Source organism: Rhodococcus sp. 15-649-2-2, from assembly GCF_002258645.1.
In the GTDB taxonomy this organism is placed as follows: Bacteria; Actinomycetota; Actinomycetes; order Mycobacteriales; family Mycobacteriaceae; genus Rhodococcoides.
In genome coordinates this window covers 579,117-598,201 of record NZ_NPFM01000031.1, presented here as the reverse complement: position 1 = coordinate 598,201, position 19,085 = coordinate 579,117, and the positions used below count along the sequence as shown (strand labels likewise).

The 19,085-nt window shown below is 64.5% G+C and carries 16 protein-coding genes; 13 read left to right on the top strand and 3 right to left on the bottom strand.

Annotated features, from left to right (window positions below; all coding sequences use genetic code 11):
• From CH305_RS23520 to CH305_RS23505, 4 genes are all read left to right on the top strand, one after another.
• A complete protein-coding gene (locus CH305_RS23520) occupies positions 1-1,548 on the top strand; it encodes a GMC family oxidoreductase (RefSeq protein ID WP_094704991.1) in 1,548 nt (515 codons plus the stop codon).
• Between the two features lie 70 nt (positions 1,549-1,618).
• Positions 1,619-3,460: a putative nucleotidyltransferase substrate binding domain-containing protein gene (locus tag CH305_RS23515; RefSeq protein ID WP_080734421.1), complete on the top strand. Its 1,842-nt coding sequence runs from the start codon at positions 1,619-1,621 to the stop codon at positions 3,458-3,460.
• A 24-nt stretch (positions 3,461-3,484) separates the two neighbouring features.
• Positions 3,485-6,163: a glucosidase gene (locus CH305_RS23510; protein WP_230592481.1), complete on the top strand. Its 2,679-nt coding sequence runs from the start codon at positions 3,485-3,487 to the stop codon at positions 6,161-6,163.
• Positions 6,164-6,246: 83 nt separating this feature from the next.
• Positions 6,247-7,353 carry an alcohol dehydrogenase catalytic domain-containing protein gene (locus CH305_RS23505; RefSeq protein WP_094704990.1) on the top strand — a complete coding sequence of 369 codons (1,107 nt, stop codon included), beginning with the start codon at positions 6,247-6,249 and terminating at the stop codon, positions 7,351-7,353.
• Positions 7,354-7,356: 3 nt separating this feature from the next.
• Here the strand turns inward: CH305_RS23505 and CH305_RS23500 are convergent, their stop codons facing one another.
• Positions 7,357-8,145: an ABC transporter ATP-binding protein gene (locus CH305_RS23500; protein ID WP_094705298.1), complete on the bottom strand. Its 789-nt coding sequence runs from the start codon at positions 8,143-8,145 to the stop codon at positions 7,357-7,359.
• Positions 8,146-8,239: 94 nt separating this feature from the next.
• Between CH305_RS23500 and dapB the strand changes: the two genes are divergently transcribed.
• The 3 genes from dapB to CH305_RS23485 are packed head-to-tail and all read left to right on the top strand — an operon-like array spanning position 8,240 to position 9,927.
• Positions 8,240-8,998 carry a 4-hydroxy-tetrahydrodipicolinate reductase gene (dapB, locus tag CH305_RS23495; RefSeq protein ID WP_094704989.1) on the top strand — a complete coding sequence of 253 codons (759 nt, stop codon included), beginning with the start codon at positions 8,240-8,242 and terminating at the stop codon, positions 8,996-8,998.
• A gap of 50 nt (positions 8,999-9,048) precedes the next feature.
• The gene (locus CH305_RS23490) at positions 9,049-9,468 is read left to right on the top strand and encodes a hypothetical protein (protein ID WP_179278397.1); all 420 of its coding nucleotides are present in this window, start codon (positions 9,049-9,051) and stop codon (positions 9,466-9,468) included.
• A 6-nt stretch (positions 9,469-9,474) separates the two neighbouring features.
• Positions 9,475-9,927, top strand: coding sequence for a flavodoxin family protein (locus CH305_RS23485; RefSeq protein ID WP_032403256.1), 453 nt, complete (start codon positions 9,475-9,477; stop codon positions 9,925-9,927).
• Positions 9,928-9,988: 61 nt separating this feature from the next.
• Here the strand turns inward: CH305_RS23485 and CH305_RS23480 are convergent, their stop codons facing one another.
• Positions 9,989-10,441, bottom strand: a complete 453-nt coding sequence (locus tag CH305_RS23480; RefSeq protein ID WP_052077634.1) for a hypothetical protein — start codon at positions 10,439-10,441, stop codon at positions 9,989-9,991.
• 153 nt (positions 10,442-10,594) lie between these two features.
• Between CH305_RS23480 and CH305_RS23475 the strand changes: the two genes are divergently transcribed.
• From CH305_RS23475 to zwf, 3 genes are all read left to right on the top strand, one after another.
• Positions 10,595-11,965, top strand: coding sequence for an OFA family MFS transporter (locus CH305_RS23475; RefSeq protein ID WP_037151515.1), 1,371 nt, complete (start codon positions 10,595-10,597; stop codon positions 11,963-11,965).
• 148 nt (positions 11,966-12,113) lie between these two features.
• Positions 12,114-13,322, top strand: coding sequence for a winged helix-turn-helix domain-containing protein (locus CH305_RS23470; protein ID WP_094704987.1), 1,209 nt, complete (start codon positions 12,114-12,116; stop codon positions 13,320-13,322).
• A gap of 64 nt (positions 13,323-13,386) precedes the next feature.
• Positions 13,387-14,841, top strand: a complete 1,455-nt coding sequence (zwf, locus tag CH305_RS23465; protein WP_032403260.1) for a glucose-6-phosphate dehydrogenase — start codon at positions 13,387-13,389, stop codon at positions 14,839-14,841.
• A gap of 6 nt (positions 14,842-14,847) precedes the next feature.
• On the opposite strand, the gene CH305_RS23460 is transcribed toward zwf, so the two are convergent.
• Positions 14,848-15,321 (bottom strand): hypothetical protein, encoded by a 474-nt coding sequence (locus CH305_RS23460; RefSeq protein WP_094704986.1) that lies wholly within the window; start codon positions 15,319-15,321, stop codon positions 14,848-14,850.
• A 140-nt stretch (positions 15,322-15,461) separates the two neighbouring features.
• On the opposite strand from CH305_RS23460, the gene thyX reads away from it, so the two are divergent.
• From thyX to CH305_RS23445, 3 genes are all read left to right on the top strand, one after another.
• The gene (gene thyX, locus CH305_RS23455) at positions 15,462-16,214 is read left to right on the top strand and encodes an FAD-dependent thymidylate synthase (protein ID WP_094704985.1); all 753 of its coding nucleotides are present in this window, start codon (positions 15,462-15,464) and stop codon (positions 16,212-16,214) included.
• A 101-nt stretch (positions 16,215-16,315) separates the two neighbouring features.
• Positions 16,316-17,224: a 4-hydroxy-tetrahydrodipicolinate synthase gene (gene dapA, locus CH305_RS23450; protein ID WP_032377140.1), complete on the top strand. Its 909-nt coding sequence runs from the start codon at positions 16,316-16,318 to the stop codon at positions 17,222-17,224.
• Between the two features lie 107 nt (positions 17,225-17,331).
• The gene (locus tag CH305_RS23445) at positions 17,332-19,083 is read left to right on the top strand and encodes a ribonuclease J (RefSeq protein ID WP_094704984.1); all 1,752 of its coding nucleotides are present in this window, start codon (positions 17,332-17,334) and stop codon (positions 19,081-19,083) included.
• Positions 19,084-19,085: the final 2 nt, after the last annotated feature.

Below are 19,085 nucleotides of genomic sequence, written 5' to 3'. Positions count from 1 at the left end.
GTGACAGACACCCAGTTCGATTACGTCGTCGCAGGTGGCGGGACGGCGGGGTGTGTCCTCGCTGCGCGGCTGAGCGAGGACCCCTCCGTCAGTGTCTGCCTCGTCGAAGCAGGTCCGACCGACGTCGGCGACAAGGCAATTCTCGAATTGGCGGAGTGGATGCATCTGCTCGACTCCGGCTACGACTGGGACTATCCCGTCGAACCGCAGGAGCGCGGCAACAGCTTCATGCGGCACGCGCGGGCAAAAGTGCTCGGCGGTTGCTCGTCGCACAACTCCTGCATCGCCTTTCACCCGCCTGCGGAAACCCTCGACGATTGGGCCGCGGCCGGTGCGACGGGCTGGGGCGCGTCGGACATCCTTCCGTTCGTCGCGCGCGTGGAGAACAACGACACCGGCCGCGGTCACGACGGGCCCGTGCGGATACGCGACGTGCCACCGAACGATCCGTGCGGTGCGGCAGTGCTCGAATCGGCCGCCGGGATAGGTCTTCCCACGGTCGCATTCAACCGCGGAACGCCTGTACTCAACGGTGCGGGTTGGTTTCAGATCAATGCGGGTGAGGACGGCTCGCGTATGTCGACCTCGCATGCGTACCTGCACCCGATCATCGGATCGCGGCCCAACCTCGAGGTGCGCACCGACTGCTGGATCAGCGAGATTCTGATCGACGATTCACTGACCGCGACGAGTGTGCGGTACCAACGTCCCGACCTGACCGGCTACGACACCGTCTCGGCGCGTCGCGAGGTGATCGTCACCGCCGGTGCCATCGACACGCCGAAGTTGTTGATGCTCTCCGGAATCGGACCGGCGGCACAGCTGCAGGAGATGGGAGTCACCGTTCGGGTCGATTCACCCGGAGTGGGCGAGAACCTCGACGACCACGTCGAAGGACTGGTGTTCTGGGAGGCGTCCAAGCCGATGGTCACCACATCCTCGCAGTGGTGGGAAATCGGGGTTTTCGCGCAGACCGACTCGTCGCTGAACTATCCCGACGTCATGATGCATTACGGCAGTGTTCCGTTCGACATGAACACCCTCCGCTGGGGCTATCCGACCACCGACAACGGCTTCTGTCTGACGCCCAACGTGACCCAGGGGCGCTCGCGTGGCACGGTTCGATTGCGCAGCAGAGACTTTCGTGATCGGGCAAAGGTGGATCCGCGCTACTTCACAGACCCGGACGGCCACGACGACGCGGTGATGCTTGCCGGTCTGAAACTGGCCCGTTCTATTGCCGCAGACGGTCCACTGTCGGAATGGATCGAACGCGAACTCGCCCCCGGGCCCGAGGCCGTGACCGACGAGGACCTGCTCGACTACGTGCACAAGACGCACAACACGGTCTATCACCCGGCCGGAACTGCTCGGATGGGATCGGTGGACGACGCCATGGCCGTTCTCGATCCGGAGCTTCGCGTCAAGGGAATTTCGCGTCTGCGCGTCGTCGACGCGTCGGCGATGCCGAAGCTGCCCTACGTCAATCCCAACATCACGGTGATGACGATGGCGGAGAAGTGCGCCGACCTGATCCGTGGAGGATAGATCGGCGCTGGCCGACTTTCTCGGCAGGTATCCACCGTTCCAGGGCGCGCCGCCGGCTGTGCTGGCCGAGATGGCCGCCGCAGCCGTCGAACGCGAGTACGGCAGTGGTGCATGGGTTGTGGACCGTTCACCGATGGATGCCTCGGCCGATGCCGACACCGTGTGGGTGGTGCGTACCGGGCGTGTGGTGATCACGCACCCGGACGACACCTCGCGCACCGACGTTCCCATCGACACGATAGGTCCCGGTGGGGTATTCGGATTCTCGGCGCTGCTCTCGGGTGGCACCGTCGAATTCTGTGCGCGCGCTACCGAACCGAGTGTCGTTCTGCAGTTGCCCGGTGCGCTGGTTCGGCCGTTGTTCGCAACGCCCACCGGTCTGGCGTTCCTGGCCGATGCCGTCAACTCCTCTTCTGCATACCGTGGGGGACCGGTGGAGGGCAGCGCCGGCCGGACCGTCGGTGAATTGGTCTCTGCGCCTGCGGTGTTCACCTCCGCCGGTACTACTGTTCGAGATGCCGTCCGGCACATGACCGAGCAGGGCAGCTCGTATGTCCTTGTTCCGCTGCGAGGGTCGCGCCACGGCATCTTCACCGATCGAGACCTCCGAGTTCGCGTGGTGGCCGCCGGGATCGGCGTCGATACTCCCATCGAGAAGGTGATGACGTCGCCCGCCGAGACCGTCACGGCGGACCGACTTGCCGGCACCGTCCTGATGGACATGCTCGAGCTGGGGCTGCGGCACATGCCCGTGCTGTCCGATCGGGGCGAAGTTCTCGGTGTCGTCGAGGATTCCGATCTGCATGCTGCGTCCACCCGGCGTAGCTTCGTGGTCCGCCGGGCAGTGACGTCCGCAGCGACCACCGCCGAACTCGCCGACGCAGGAAAGCTCGTCCCGCGCTTGGTGGTGGATCTGTTCCGAGGCGGCACCGACGCCATGGCGGTCAGCGCGATCCTGTCCGTCGTGGTCGACAGCCTCGTCCGCCGTGCCGTCGAGATCGAATGGTCGGCGCGGCCGGAAGTGCCGCGCGACCGGTTCGCCTGGATCACCCTCGGCAGTGTGGCGCGTCGGGAAGCCATGCCGTCCTCGGACGTCGACAGTGCATTGACCTGGTCCGACACCACCGCGGACCCCGGCACGCGGGGGACATCGAACACGGTGCCGCGAACCCGCGACGAGGCGCTGATGGACTTGGCCGCCCGCGTGCACGTGAGCCTGGACGGTGCCGGACTGCCGTCGGACACCAACGGCGCGGTCGCGAGTTCGCCCCGATTCGCACGCTCGGCCGGGCAGTGGGAAAGGGCCGCAGCTCACTGGCTCAGCAACCCCTTCGGTGACCGTGGCAATCCGGCAGAAGACTCCGGCCTGATCATGTCCTCACTGATGATCGACGGAAGAGTGGTGTGGGGCCCGAGGACACTGCACACCGTTCCCGAGGCCTACCGCCGACTTCTGGTCGATCACCCGGACGCATTGCGGTTGCAACTGCGAGACGCGTTGGCGGGTCGGGCCCGGCTGCGCTCGTTGCGAGACGTGCTGGCCCGGCGCGGCGGCACATTCGACCTCAAGGCTCACGCTTTGACCCCCATCGTCAACCTCGCTCGCTGGGGTGGGCTCTCGGTCGGCATGGCCTCCGCCTCGACCCCGGCACGACTCGCGGCAGCGTCGGGCAACGGAATGCTTTCCGACGACGATGTATCGGTGCTCACCGAAGTGTTCGCCCTGCTTCAACGCTTACGGCTTGCGCATCAGATCGATCAGATCACCGCCGGCCACCGGCCCGGTGACGTGCTGGTCATGGCCGATCTGTCACCCCTGGAGCGCAGTCTGCTCACCGACGGAGTCCGAGAGATCGCCGCGGTGCAACGCCGGGTCGGATATCTGGCCGCCAATGTCGGCGTGCATCGCTGACCGCCAACCACCAGACTGTGTGCCGTGACCACCAATCCCGTGAGCGTTCCTACCCCGTCCACCGTCGAGCACTCTCGGTTGGCGGAATCACCCGGCGTCAGCGGCCCGTGGCGTCAGTGGGGGCCGTACCTGGCAGGACGGCAGTGGGGCACGGTGCGCGAGGACTACTCGGAGGACGGAAACGCCTGGGCGTCGTTCCCGTTCGATCAGGCGCACAAGCGGGCCTACCGCTGGGGTGAGGACGGCATCGGCGGAATCTGCGATCGCTTCGGGTTCCTCAATTTTTCGTTCGCGCTGTGGAATCGCAAAGACCCGATTCTCAAGGAACGGCTGTTCGGTCTGGCCAACGAGGAGGGCAATCACGGCGAGGACGTCAAGGAGTACTTCTGGGCGGTCGACGGAACACCGACGCACAGCTGGATGCAGTGGCTCTACCGCTATCCGCACGCGGAATATCCCTATGCCCAACTGAGGGAAGAGAATGCCCGACGCGGCCGTGACGACCGCGAGTACGAGTTGGCCGACACCGGCATTCTCGACGAGAACAGATTCTTCGACGTCCAGGTCACGTACGCGAAGGCCTCACCCGACGACATCTGCATCACCATTTCCATCACCAACAACGGCCCCGAGTCGGCGTCGGTCGATCTGCTGCCGCACCTGTGGTTGCGCAACACGTGGTCCTGGGGACGCGACGACCGGGGCGGTGTCCTGGATCGGTTGACCCCACCGGACCTGCTGGCCGGCGGCCTCGAGGCCATTGCCGTCGACCACGGGTTTCTAGGACGCTACTACCTCAGCGCCGAGGGCACGCCTGCAGTTCTGTTCTGCGACAACGAAACCAACGCGGAGGCGCTGTGGGGCCAGGAGAACCTGTCGGCCTATCCCAAGGATGGGATCGGGCGGCGAGTCGTCGACGGCGACGTCGATGCCGTCAACCCCGAGCAGACCGGAACGAAGGCTGCATTCTGGTATCGGTTCGACGACATCGCGCCCGGGGCAACGGAATCGGTGAAACTGCGCCTGTCGCCCAACCGGCCGGACGAGCAGACGTTCGGGACCGGATTCGACGCGGTCAACATCGATCGCCGAGTGGAGGCGGACGAGTTCTACGGCGCAGTGATCGGTGCCGAGCTCACCGACACCGACCGGCACGTGGCACGGCGCGCCTACGCCGGACTGTTGTGGACGAAGCAGCTCTACCGGTACGACGTCGAAGAATGGATCGAAGGCGACAAGGTGGGGGCACCGGCCCCGGGATCGAGGCAGGACCCGGGCGGTCGTAATGCGCACTGGCGGCACCTCGCGCTGGCCGATGTGATTTCGATGCCCGACGAGTGGGAGTACCCCTGGTTCGCGGCCTGGGACTTGGCCTTTCATGCGATTCCGCTGGCGCACGTGGACGCCGATTTCGCCAAGGAACAGTTGGTTCTGATGTGCCGAGAATGGGCCATGCACCCCAACGGTCAACTGCCCGCGTACGAATGGGAGTTCGGCGACGTCAATCCACCCGTGCATGCGTGGGCTGCGTGGCACGTCTACCGCATCGACGGTTATCGCGACCGCGAATTTCTGGTTCGGGTGTTCACCAAGCTGCTGCTCAACTTCGCCTGGTGGGTCAACCGCAAGGACTCCGAGGGGTCGAACATCTTCGAGGGTGGATTCCTCGGAATGGACAACATCGGATTGTTCAACCGATCCGCACCGCTGCCCCCGGGGTTCCGACTCGAGCAGTCCGACGCGACGAGTTGGATGGCGTTCTACTGCCAGCAGATGTTCAAGATCGCCCTGGAGCTCGCGCGGCACGACAGCGCCTGGGACGACGTCGCAACCAAGTTCTTCTCGCACTTCCTCTCGATTGCGAAAGCGGTCAATTCGTTCGGTTCGCAGCATATTTCGTTGTGGCACGAGGAGGACGGGTTCTTCTACGACGTCCTCGTCCAGCCCGAGGGCGACGCGGTGCCGATGCGCGTCCGGTCCATGGTCGGTCTGCTGCCCATCCTCGGTGCCACCGAGATTCCGCCGTGGGTCGAGGAAGAATGCCCCGATCTCACCGCCCGCCTTCGGTGGATCCAGCGTCGGCGACCCGAGATGGTCAGTCCGCTGTTGGCGCGGCGTGAGGGCGGTGAGGTGCGAATGTTGCTCACGCTCGTCCAGCCCGAGCGGCTGAAGCGCATACTCGCGCGCATGTTCGATTCCGAAGAATTTCTGTCGCAGTTCGGAATTCGATCGCTCTCGGCCTCGTACCGCGAACCGGTCACGTTCGACGTCGACGGCCGCAGCCTGTCCATCGAGTACGAACCGGGGGAGTCTCGCACCGGAATGTTCGGCGGCAATTCCAATTGGCGAGGTCCGGTGTGGTTCCCCGTCAACGTGCTGCTGGCCGACAAGCTTCGCGCCTACGGTCGGTACTACGGCGATTCGTTCACCATCGAGATCCCCACCGGCTCGGGCAATCATCGCACCCTCACCGACGCGGCGGATCTGATCGACAACGGTCTCGCCGGCTTGTTCCGGCCGGTGGACGGCAAGCGGCCTGCGGACGGCAATCGCATCGAGTCCAGTGCCGACCCACTGTGGAGCGAGCATCCCAGTTTCAACGAGTACTTCGACGGGGACACCGGCGAGGGACTCGGGGCAACGCACCAAACCGGGTGGACGGCGCTGGTTGCGCACCTGCTCAGGCCGCGTTTGCCGCTGTGAGGGCCTACGGCCCATGTGCACGGAAACTCGTAGCCCACTACGAAGTTCCACGCACATGCGGCGCAGCCGCATAGTCTGGCGGGATGAAGATTCGCGGCGCAGTACTCGAAGAAATCGGCCGATCTCGTCCCTTCGCGGACTCGCATCCCATTACCGTCTCCGACCTCGAGCTCGGCTCGCCGGGCGACGGTGAACTGCTGATCAGAATCGAAGCCGCGGGGCTGTGCCACTCGGACCTGTCGGTGGTCGACGGCAATCGCGTTCGTCCGGTCCCGATGCTGCTCGGCCACGAGGCCGCGGGCCGCGTCGAGGAGGTGGGCGCGGGCGTCGACGACATCGCAGTCGGGACCCGCGTGGTGATGACCTTCCTGCCGCGCTGTGGTGAGTGCGCCGGGTGCGCCACCGACGGCCAGATGCCGTGCATCACCGGCAGTGCGTCGAACAATGCCGGGACATTGCTCGGCGGCGGCATCAAATTGCACCGTGACGGGGAAGAGGTCAAGCATCACCTCGGAGTCTCCGGATTCGCCACCCACGCCGTGGTGAGTCGAAAGTCCGTGGTTCCGGTCGAGGACGACATCCCGGCCGATATCGCCGCCGTCCTCGGTTGTGCGGTATTGACCGGCGGCGGGGCGGTGCTCAACGCCGGAACTCCGAAGCCCGGGCAGTCGGTGATGGTGGTCGGCCTCGGCGGAGTGGGCATGGCGGCGGTCCTGACGGCTGTATCGGTCGGTGCCGGTGAGGTGATCGGTGTCGACGGCGTGCCGGACAAGCTGTCCACCGCGACCGATCTCGGTGCGACACAGGTCTACTCGCCCGCCGAGCTTGCAGAGAAGGGCATCAAGGCCGACATCGTGATCGAGGCTGCAGGTAATGCCCGCGCCTTCGAGACTGCAGTCGCAGCAACCGCTCCCGGGGGGAAGACCATCACCGTCGGACTTCCCGCACCCGACGCACGGTCGTCCATCTCGCCCTTGGGCCTGGTGGCGGAAGCGCGCACGATCATCGGCAGCTACCTGGGCTCCGCCGTCCCGGCGCGCGATATTCCCACGTACGCCCAGATGTGGCGTGAGGGTCGGCTTCCCGTCGAGAAGCTGATCTCCTCGCGTATCACGTTGGACGAGATCAACCGCGGCATGGACGAATTGGCCGACGGTAACGCGATCCGTCAGGTCATCGTCTTCGACTGAGCATCAGCTCTGCGAGGCCGTGGCCACCCAGCGGCCACGTTGCTTCGAGATCTCGATGGGATGATCGAAACAGACACTGATGTTCTCCGTGGTCAGCACAGTGTCGACAGACCCTCGCGCCTGTACTTTTCCGTTGCGGACCAAGAGCGCGTGCGTGGTCGAGACCGGAATTTCCTCGAGGTGGTGCGTCACCAGGATGCTCGCCAGGTTCGGGTGCTCGGCCCGCAGCGAATCGAGCGCACTCAGGAGTTGTTCGCGGGCAGCGAGATCGAGTCCGGTGGCGGGTTCGTCGAGCAGCAACACGGCAGGGTCGGGGAGCAGGGCGCGCGCAATGAGCGCTCGGCCACGTTCTCCCTGCGAGAGCGTGTGCCATGACGCCTCGGTGCGATGGGCGACACCGAGGGACTCGATCAGCCGGTGAGCGCGGGCGATCTCGTTCTCGGTGGCCGACCACCTCGGGATCAGGTCGGGAGTGTTGGTCAGCCCGGTCAGCACCACCTGGAACAACGTCAGCGGAGCGTCGATCCTCAGCCGTGGATCGACGTGGCCGATGTGCGTGCGCAATTCCCGCATGTCCACCCGGCCGAGGCGATGACCCAGAACGTGCACGGCACCGTGGGTGGGATGGACGACGGCACCCAGCAAGCTGAGCAGGGTGCTCTTGCCGGCACCGTTTGCACCGAGCAACACCCAATGCTCGCCCTCGTCGACCCTCATCGTTGCGTCGCTGAGCAGGTATCGGCCCCCGCGAACCAGATCGACTCGGTCGGCGAACAGAACAGTGGACGTCACCGGTCGACCGTAGCTGCCGGTGCGGACCACGGGGAAAGTAGGCTCTGAGGTCGGTAGGGCCTCGAGACGACGAAGAAACGAGTGTGGGTACGACGTGAGTGCAACGGCACCTGTTCGAGTAGGGGTACTGGGATCGCGAGGCAAGGTCGGGCAGGCTATTTGCGCAGCCGTCGAGGCAGCCGACGACCTCGAGCTCGTGGCAACCGTCGACCAAGGCGATCCGCTGGCGAACCTGGTAGACAGCGGTGCCCAGGTGGTCGTGGATTTCACCCACCCCGATGTGGTGATGGACAACCTGCAGTTCCTGATCGAGCACGGCATCCATGCCGTAGTCGGCACCACCGGTTTCGACGAGCCGCGGCTCGAACAAGTCCGTGAATGGCTGGCCGGATCACCGGAAACGGGAGTGCTGATCGCCCCCAACTTCGCCATCGGTGCAGTGTTGTCGATGCGCTTCGCTCAGCAGGCCGCTCGGTTCTTCGACTCGGTCGAGGTGATCGAACTGCATCACCCCAACAAGGCCGACGCGCCGTCGGGCACGGCGTATCGCACTGCTGCGCTGATCGCCGAAGCACGCGCCGCCGCAGGCACTGCGCCCAGCCCCGATGCGACGACGACCGAACTGGACGGCGCACGCGGTGCGGATGTCGACGGAGTGCGTGTGCATTCGATCAGGCTCGCGGGACTCGTTGCGCATCAAGAGGTTCTGCTGGGGACACAGGGCGAGACGCTGAGTATCCGACACGACTCGTTGGACCGAACGTCGTTCGCTCCGGGCGTGCTCCTCGGAGTCCGAGAGATCGCAACCCGACCGGGGCTGACTGTCGGCCTCGACCCGCTACTGGATCTGTGAGCTGATCGACTGTGAACAAAGCGACCAAAGTCGTCGCCATCATCGCGGTGATGGTGCTGATCCTCGGCTTCTACTTCTTCCTGCTCGGCCAGCGCGGAGTGACGCTGATCCAGAACGGCGGGGTAGCCAGTATCGCTCTGGGGATCGGGGTCATCCTCCTGCCGATCGTCGGGTTGTGGATCGTGTGGGCGACGCTCAAAGCGGGCTTCGACCATCAGCGGCTGGCATCACGCATGCGGCAGGAAGGCCTCGAACTCGACGTCGACGACCTTCCTCGGATGCCGTCGGGACGAATCGAACGCGATGCCGCCGACGAGCTGTTCCAGCAGATCAAGGCCGAGTGGGAAAAGGATCCCGACAACTGGCGCAGCTCGTACCGGCTTGCGCGGGCCTACGACTATGCGGGCGATCGTGGGCGAGCTCGCGAGACCATGAAACGCGCGGTGGCACTGGAACGCGCAGAGAGCTGACGGGCGATGCCGCGCACTCTGCTGGTCGTTCATCACACTCCGAGCCCGCTCACTCGCGAGTTGTTGGAGGCCGTTCTCGCCGGTGCGCGTGATCCCGAGATCACAGGGGTGGACGTACGCAGCGTTCCGGCCCTGGGGGCAACAGTTCCGGATGTGCTCGATGCCGACGGTTTCCTCTTCGGCACACCCGCCAATTTCGGATACATGAGCGGGGCGCTCAAGCACTTCTTCGACACCGTCTACTACCCGTGCCTGGACGCCGTCGCCGGAAAGCCCTATGGCGCATGGATTCACGGCAACAACGACACCGTGGGTGCTGCACGCGGCGTCGAGACCATCGCGTCGGGCTGGGGATTGGAGAAGGTGTTCGGCACCCTCCACCTCGCCGACGGGGGTAAGGCGGCTCGCGAGCGCTGCTACGAACTGGGCGGCACGGTCTCGGCCGGACTGTCCGACTGAGGGTTACCCGGATCGACGCAGCTGGCAGATGCGCTGAGGTCTGTTCTGAAGAGCTACTGACTCAGTCGGAATCGGCGGGGGACTGGGGTCGCAGAATGTCGTCGGCCGGGATCGACAGCGGAATCTCCAGAAGTCGTTCCGGCCAACTCGGGTACGCGGGTCTGATCCACACTCGGTTGTCGTCGAGTTGCGTCATCAATACCCGACGCCACTGCCAATCATCCTGCGGCGTGAGGAGATCGGTCTCGAGCTGCAGAGGCAGCGGAGCTCTTGTCCAGTGCGGCAACGACAGTGACGCCAGTCCGCGTTCTTCCAGGGCGGCAATCGCGTCCTCCAACGACACACCCTGCGCAACAGTGATTCCCACCGGATTGACGGCATCGACCAGGTACCCCTCGTCGTGTTCGTCGCGCGGAGTCGATCCACTCGAGCTGTGTGCGACAGTCCACCCGATCACCTCGCCGTCCGAGGCTCGCTTCACCGGCAATCTGCTACGCCACCGTTCGATATCCACTGTCCCTAGATTACGCGGCCCCGAGGATGCCCGGCGCGATGTAGTGAGTTCGGTGAAGAAACTATGTCCGATTGTGAGCAGGCAGGGCTGTGCCCGTGTTTGACTGCAGGGGATAGTTGATATTTGTACCGCTCTCGATACCAAGGGATTTCGATGACCCTCCCCATTCTCGACCGCTCCAGAATCGTTGCTACGCCCGAGTGGAGTCGCTGGTTGATACCGCCGGCAGCACTGTCGATCCACCTCGCGATCGGGTCTGCGTACGCATGGAGCGTGTTCAAGAACGCCATCTCGCAGCCCGACGCCCTGGGACTCAGCGGAACCGTCACTGCTATTCCGTTCCAGCTCGCCATCGTGATGCTCGGCCTGTCGGCCGCCATCTTCGGGACCAGAGTGGAGAAGAACGGTCCCCGCTGGGCGATGGCCGTCTCTCTGGTCTTTTTCGTATCCGGACTGCTCATCTCCGCACTCGGCATGGCACTCGGCCAGTTCTGGCTGGTGATATTCGGGTACGGGTTCGTCGGCGGTATCGGCCTCGGAATCGGATACATCTCGCCCGTGTCGACGCTGATGAAGTGGTTCCCGGACAGGCCGGGAATGGCCACCGGTATCGCCATCATGGGCTTCGGCGGCGGTGCACTCATCGCGTCACCCCTCACCAGCCAACTGATGGTGAACTTCGGCGGCTTCACCGACGGTTCGATAGCCAAGACGTTCCTGACGCTCGGCGTCGGGTACGCGGTGTTCATGGCGCTGGGCGTCGCGTTGATCAGAGTGCCGGCCGAAGGATGGACGCCGGCCGGATGGACCCCGCCGGCGTCGTCGGCGATGATTTCCACGCACAACGTGTCGGCCGCGAACGCTGTCAAGACTCCGCAGTTCTGGTTGTTGTGGGTTGTGCTGTGTTTCAACGTCACTGCCGGTATCGGAATCCTCGAGCGAGGCTCGGGTATCTATCAGGACTTCTTTCCCGACGCCACCTCGCCGGAGTCTCTGGCTGCTGCGGCAGCCGGTTTCGTTGCCTTCCTCTCGTTGACGAACATGATCGGACGGTTCGTCTGGTCGTCGGTCTCCGATGCGGTGGGCCGCAAGAACATCTACCGGATGTACTTGGGCGTCGGCGCGTTGCTCTACCTGTACATCGCACTGTTCACCAATACGAACAAGATCCTCTTCATGGTGTCGGCACTGTTGATCCTGTCGTTCTACGGCGCGGGATTCGCGACCGTTCCGGCCTACCTCAAGGACCTTTTCGGCACGTACCAGGTGGGCGCAATCCACGGACGACTGCTCACCGCATGGTCGGTGGCAGGTGTTCTCGGGCCATTGATCGTCAACGCCATCGCCGACGCCGGAGAGTCGGGAACCACCGGCCGGTACCTCCCGGCCTTCTACGTGATGATCGGATTGTTGGTCGTCGGGTTCCTGGCGAACGAAGCCATCAAACCGGTGGCGTCGAAATTCCACGAATCCGATCCGGCTGCACCCGCCGATTCGACGACCTCGACAGGAGCCAAGGCATGACCACCGCGCGAATGCAGGGAACGATGGTGATCGCATGGTTGTGGGTGTCCGTGCCGTTCGCCTACGGACTGTACGAGCTGATCCTCAAAGCGAAGAACCTCTTCAGCACCTGACCCACCGTGTCGGTGGGTCGTGACAGGGTGGCCCGATGCGAGACATGAGCGCCGCGATGGCGCGACGCACTGCTTTGGCCGCCCAAGGTCTGGCTTCGCGTCGTAGCAGGAGCGCACCGGCCGGCCGAGCGGCAGTACACGCCGCGATCGACACCACCGGGTTGTTGCAGATCGACTCGGTGTCGGTGGTGGTGCGCTCGCACTACGCGCCGGTGTTCAGCCGCGTCGGCGCCTACGACAGAAAGATCGTCGACGACGCCGCGTGGACCGACACCACCCGACGCCCCAGGCGGTTGGTCGAGTACTGGGCGCACGAGGCGGCGTTGCTGCCGGTGGAGGACTGGCCGCTGATGCGGTGGCGCATGGAGTTGTATCGACACGGTCGATGGGGCGGAGCCGCCCGCATTCTCGACCGTGAACCGACGTTGGTGGACGATGTTCTCGCCGTGATCGGAGAGCACGGCGCGGCCAGCGCGGGTGAAATAGAGAAGCATCTCGACGTCGAGAGGCCCGGGCGAAAAGGTCCCTGGTGGGATCGAAGCGACGTCAAGGTCGTCTGCGAGCAACTCTTCGCTGCCGGCGTGGTGAGCGTGCCGGCACGTTCCGGATTCGTTCGGCAGTACGAACTCAGCGAACGGGTGCTTCCCGAAGCCGTGCTGCACAGGCGCGTCGAAGAATCGGACGCGGTGCGGGCGCTGATCGAAAAGTCTTCTTGCGCACTGGGAATCGGTACCGAGCCGGATCTGCGAGATTACTATCGGCTCTCCCAGAAGCAGTCCAAGGCCGCGATCGCCGACCTGGTCGAGGACGGCGTTCTCGAGCAGGTGTCGGTCCGAGGGTGGAATGCGCAGGCCTACATGCATCGAGACGCCAGAACACCGCGAACCGCAACCGCGGCCGCCCTGTTGTGCCCGTTCGATCCGATGATCTTCTTCAGGCCTCGGGTGGAGCGGATCTTCGGGTTTCACTACCGCATCGAGATCTACACCCCGCAGCACAAGCGGATTCACGGCTACTACGTTTTTCCCTTCTTGCTCGACGGCCACTTGGTGGCACGCGTCGACCTGAAAGCGGTGCGAGCGCAATCCGAACTGCACGTCATTGCGGCCTACGTCGAGGGGGACCGCGACGCCCGCGACATTGCTCCACGACTGCGGGACGTTCTCCGCGAGATGGCAGACTGGCTCGAACTCGAACGAGTGGTGGTGGGGGAGCGCGGCGACCTCGTGGCAGCGTTGCGCTGAATTCTGCCGACGTGCGCGTTCTGCCGAAGTGCACGTCGGCAGGATCGGTGCCACTATTTCCACTGTGACTTCGCGCCGGACAGATACCGCCACCGAACTTCCACCCCAGGTCGTCGTGCTGTTCGGGGCGACAGGAGACCTGGCCAAGCGAAAACTCCTGTCCGGAATGATGCACCTGGCATTGTCGGAGCTCGCACCGAACATCCGCGTCGTCGGCACATCGCTCGAAGAGATGTCGACCGACGAATTCCGCGCTCTCGCTCGCGAATCGATCAACACCCACTCGAGTCGCAAAGTGGGCGACGAGCAATGGAGTCGTTTTGCCTCGCGACTGACCTACGTGTCGCAGAAGGCAGGACCGGCGGCGCTGGGAGAGGCTGTGGCCGAGGCCGAGATCGAACTGGGAGGAAGCGCCAAACGGCTGCACTACCTGTCCGTTCCACCGAGAGCTGCACTCGCAGTGGTCGATACGCTCGCATCGGCAGATCTGGTGAAGCGTTCCCGGATCATCATGGAGAAGCCGTTCGGCACCGACCTCGAGAGCGCGATCGCCTTGAATGCACGGGTGCACGAAACGTTCGACGAGGACCAGATCTTTCGGATCGACCACTTTCTCGGGAAGGAACCGGCGCAGAACATCCTGGCGTTTCGTTTCGCCAACGGGTTGTTCGAGCCGATCTGGAACCGCAACTTCATCGATCACGTGCAGATCGACATACCGGAGAAGCTCGCCCTCGACGGTCGAGCAGGGTTCTACGAGTCCACCGGCGCGTACAAGGACATGGTGGTCACCCATCTCTTCCAGGTCCTGGCCTTCATGGCGATGGAACCGCCGACGGCACTCGAGCCCCGCGCGATCAGTGAAGAGAAGAACAAGGTCTTCCGATCGATGGTGCCGCTGGACCCGAAAAACGTTGTGAGAGGGCAGTATACGGGATATCGATCGGAGGAAGGCGTAGCGCCCGATTCCGACACGGACACGTTCGTGGCACTCAAATGCGAAATCGACAACTGGCGCTGGGCCGGTGTGCCGTTCTACCTCCGTAGCGGGAAACGTCTCGCCGAAGGCCAACGCATCATCTCGATAGCGTTCCGCGAGCCACCGAAGAGCATGTTCCCTGCCGGGTCCGGGGTCGGCGCTCAAGGCCCGGATCATCTGACCTTCGACCTGGCGGACGCATCCAAGGTTTCGCTGTCGTTCTACGGCAAGCGGCCCGGTCCCGGGATGCGCCTGGACAAACTCAGCATGCAGTTCGCCATTCACGAAACCGAACGCGCCGGCGATGTACTCGAGGCCTACGAGCGGTTGATCCTCGACGCCATGTACGGAGACCACACACTCTTCACCACTGCCGAGGGCATCGAACGACTGTGGCAGGTATCGGAGCCGTTGCTGGCGGATCCACCTCCGGTGCGCCTGTACTCGCCGGGATCGTGGGGCCCCAACGCAATTCATCAACTCATCGCGCCGCACGCCTGGCGGCTCCCGTTCGAGCGGGAGTGGCGCGAGAAGAAGTAGCGCCCCTCAGTTGTTCCAGCCGCGATCCTTGCGCATCTGATCACGCAGAGCGCCCTGAACCGCTTGCGACAACCACGAATTGAGAGATACACCGCTGTTGTTGGCGGCATCCTCAGCGCGTTCCTTGATCTGTTCGACCAGCCGAAGCGTCACTCGTCGTACTTCGCCGGAGACGTCGTCCATCGTCGGGTAGTCCTCGGCTTCGGGTGCGTCGGTTACGCCCATGTCCACAATCGGGATGTCGCGTCGTACATCGGCGTGCGCCCGGGGGCCGTCGAGGCGGACGGTGACGGTGTGACCGTCCAGTTCGTTCGACACCTCGGCCGCGAAATCCGACAGCGCGGTGAGCAACATCAATCTGGCCGAGGCCTCCGCGGCCTTTCCGAGTGCCTCCGCCGTCTGCCGGGTGTGTTCGTCTCCCAGGGCGGCAGCCGCAAGAAGATCGGTGCGTAGCGACTCGGTGTACTTGTCCAATTCCATGACGCCAGTGTGACGTCATTGGTGACGTCAGTCAAGGCGCTACAGTGGCGTCGTTCGATCCGTGATGACGTCACGCGTCGCCGAATGCGGTGGTCCGCACTTAGTGTTGTGTGGTGTCATCAGAAATCGAACGTAGAGCGGTGCCCCGAACGGTCGTGTTGAAAGTGCAACTCGTTGCTCGGACCGAATTCGTCCCCCCGGCCGACATCCCGTGGGACACCGACGCGGACGGCGGACAGGCTCTGGTCGAGTTCGCCGGACGTGCGTGCTACCAAAGTTGGTCCAAACCCAATCCCCGGACCGCCACCAATGCGTCGTACCTGCGCCATCTGCTCGACGTGGGGCACCTCTCGGTGCTCGAGCACGCGAGCGTGAGCTTCTACATCACCGGTATCTCCCGGTCGTGCACACACGAGCTCATTCGCCACCGGCACTTCTCCTACTCGCAGCTCTCGCAGCGTTTCGTTCCCGAGCACGACGCCAATGTCGTTCTGCCGCCCGCGATCGAGGGGGACCCCGAGCTCGAAGCACTGTTCGCGACCGCGACGGAGGCCAGTCGCGCGGCGTACACCGAGCTGCTCGGTGCCCTGGAGGGCAAGTTGGAGTCGGTCACCAATGCCGCGTTGCGCGGCAAGCAGGCGCGGCAGGCAGCGAGATCGGTACTGCCGAACGCGACCGAGACACGCGTGGTGGTGAGCGGAAACTACCGCGCATGGCGTCATTTCGTGTCGATGCGTGCCTCGGAGCATGCGGACGTCGAAATTCGCCGCGTCGCCGTCGAATGTCTGCGTAAGCTCGTGTCAGTGGCTCCGGACGTGTTCGGTGACTTCGAGATCTCGACGTTGCCGGACGGTACGGAAGTGGCCCGCAGCCCGTTCGTGACCGAGGTGTAGCGGCAAGGTTCGGATCGGGTCGGAACCGGGTACACCCGCCTGGGTGTCAGCGGGGAGTCCCGCTGCGCGAGAGTGGGCAAAGCACCGGGTAATCTGCTGCCATGACCTACGGTGACGCCGCTCCTTCCGTTGCGCCTGTGTTCGGTACGGTGCTCACCGCCATGGTGACCCCGTTCACGGCGGACGGTAAGTTGGATATCGACGCAGGCGTTCGGCTGGCACATCACCTAGTCGAGCAGGGCAACGATGGACTGGTTCTGGCCGGCACGACGGGCGAATCGCCCACCACCACCGAGAACGAGAAGCTCGAGCTGTTGCGCGCCGTGATCGCCGCGGTGGGTCATCGAGCTCGCATCATCGCTGGAGCCGGGAGCAACGACACAGCGCACAGTGTGGAATTGGCCCGCGATGCCGCTCGTGCGGGTGCGCACGGTCTCCTCGTCGTCACCCCGTATTACTCGCGGCCTCCTCAGGCCGGGTTGTACGCCCACTTCACCGCGGTCGCGAACGCAACCGACCTGCCCGTGATGCTCTACGACATCCCTCCCCGCTCCGTCGTGCCCATCGAGACCGAGACATTGCGCCGACTCGCCGAGCACCCCCGGATTCTCGCGGTCAAGGACGCCAAGGGAGATCTGAACGCAGGCGCGGAACTGATCGCCTCGACAGGCCTGCAGTTCTATTCCGGCGACGATCCACTGAACCTTCCCTGGCTCTCGGTCGGGGCGACGGGCTTCGTCAGTGTCATCGGCCACCTCGTTCCCGCTCGCCTCCGCGAACTGCACACCGCCTTCATGATGGGTGACATCGCGCGGGCGCAGGCGATCAACGTCAGCCTCATTCCGGTCATTCGCTCGGTCGCACGCCTCGGCGGCGTCAGCGCCTCGAAGGCCGGCCTCCGCCTCATCGGAATCGATGTCGGCGAACCACGACTTCCCCAGGTGCCACCGAGCATCGATCACATCGAATTGCTCGCAGCAGAGCTGCGGGCGGCAGGAGTTCTTGTATGACACGACCTAACCGATCGCGCGGACGCGCAACCCGAAACGCCGGACCGCCGTCCGAGCGGCCGGCCCCCACACAGGGCCGGCCGTCAGGTGCCCGGCAGGGCAAGCCGATGGTGCAGAACTCGGCGCGCACTCAGCGTCCCGACACGCGCCGCGAGTTCGATCCGACGCAACGCCTCGGAACTCCGCCCAAGGCACCGTTCAAGGGCCTGCGTGTGGTTGCGCTGGGTGGCATCGGCGAAATCGGTCGTAACATGACGGTGTTCGAGCACCAGGGCAAAATGCTGATCATCGACTGCGGCGTGCTGTTTCCCGAGGACCAGCAGCCGGGTGTCGACCTGATCCTGCCCGACTTCCGGCACATCGAGAACCGCATGGCCGACGTCGAGGCAGTGGTCCTGACGCACGGTCACGAGGACCACATCGGAGCTATCCCGTTCCTGCTTCGTCTGCGCCCTGACCTGCCCGTCGTCGGATCCAAGTTCACCCTCGCGCTCGTCGCGGCCAAGTGCCGTGAGCATCGGTTGCGTCCGAACCTCGTCGAGGTGATCGAGGGTCAGCACACGCAGCACGGCCCGTTCGACTGCGAGTACTTCGCGGTGAATCACTCGATCCCCGACGCACTGGCCATTGCCATCAGGACCGATGCGGGTCTGGTGCTGCACACGGGTGACATCAAGCTCGATCAGCTGCCGCTCGACGGTCGCCTGACCGACCTGGCCGGCTTCTCGCGGCTCGGCGACGAGGGCGTCGACCTGTTTCTGGTCGACTCCACCAATGCCGAGGTACCCGGATTCGTCACCCCCGAGCGTGAGATCGGCGGCGTGCTCGACACCGTCATCGGCAAGGCGAAGCAGCGCGTCATCGTCGCGTCGTTCGCCAGTCACGTGCACCGCATCCAGCAGGTCATCGACGTCGCCGAGCGGTACAACCGTCGCGTCGCGTTCGTCGGACGCTCGATGGTGCGCAACATGCAGATCGCCCAGGATCTGGGCTATCTGCGGGTGCCCGACGGCCTCGAGGTCAATGTCGACACTGCCGCAACACTTCCCGACGATCGGTTGGTGCTCATCTCCACCGGCTCGCAGGGCGAGCCGCTGTCGGCGCTGTCCCGAATGGCTCGGGGCGAGCACCGTCAGATCAACGTCAAGGCCAACGATCTCGTGGTGCTGGCGTCCTCGCTCATCCCCGGCAACGAGAACTCTGTGTTCGCTGTGGTCAACGGCCTCGCCAAGCGTGGTGCCACCGTCGTGACGCAGCAGAACGCGAAGGTTCACGTCTCGGGCCACGCCTCGGCGGGTGAGCTGCTGTACCTCTACAACGCGGTACGGCCCACCAATGCCATGCCGGTGCACGGCGAGTGGCGTCATCTGCGCGCCAATGCGGCACTGGCCAAGGCGACGGGTGTACCCGAGGACCGCGTGGTGCTGGCCGAGGACGGCGTGGTGGTCGACATGGTCGACGGGCTCGCCGAGATCGTCGGGCAGGTTCCGGTCGGTCACGTGTACGTCGACGGCCTCTCGGTCGGTGACGTCGGCGATTCGACGCTGTCGGATCGTCTCGTACTGGGCGAGGGCGGCTTCATCGCGATCAGCGTTGCCGTCGATTCGGCCACCGGCCGTGCTGTGACCGCACCCGAGGTGTCCGGTCGCGGTTTCTCCGACGATCCGGCCGCACTCAAGGAAGCCGGTCAACTCGTCGAGTCGGAGTTGCAGCGTCTGGCGTCCGACGGCGTGTCCGATACGCACCGCATCGCGCAGGCCGTGCGCCGTGTCGTCGGTCGGTGGGTAGCGGACAAGTACCGGCGCAAGCCGATGATCGTTCCGACGATCATCGCGGTCAAGCCGCAAACGCAGTCCTAGGG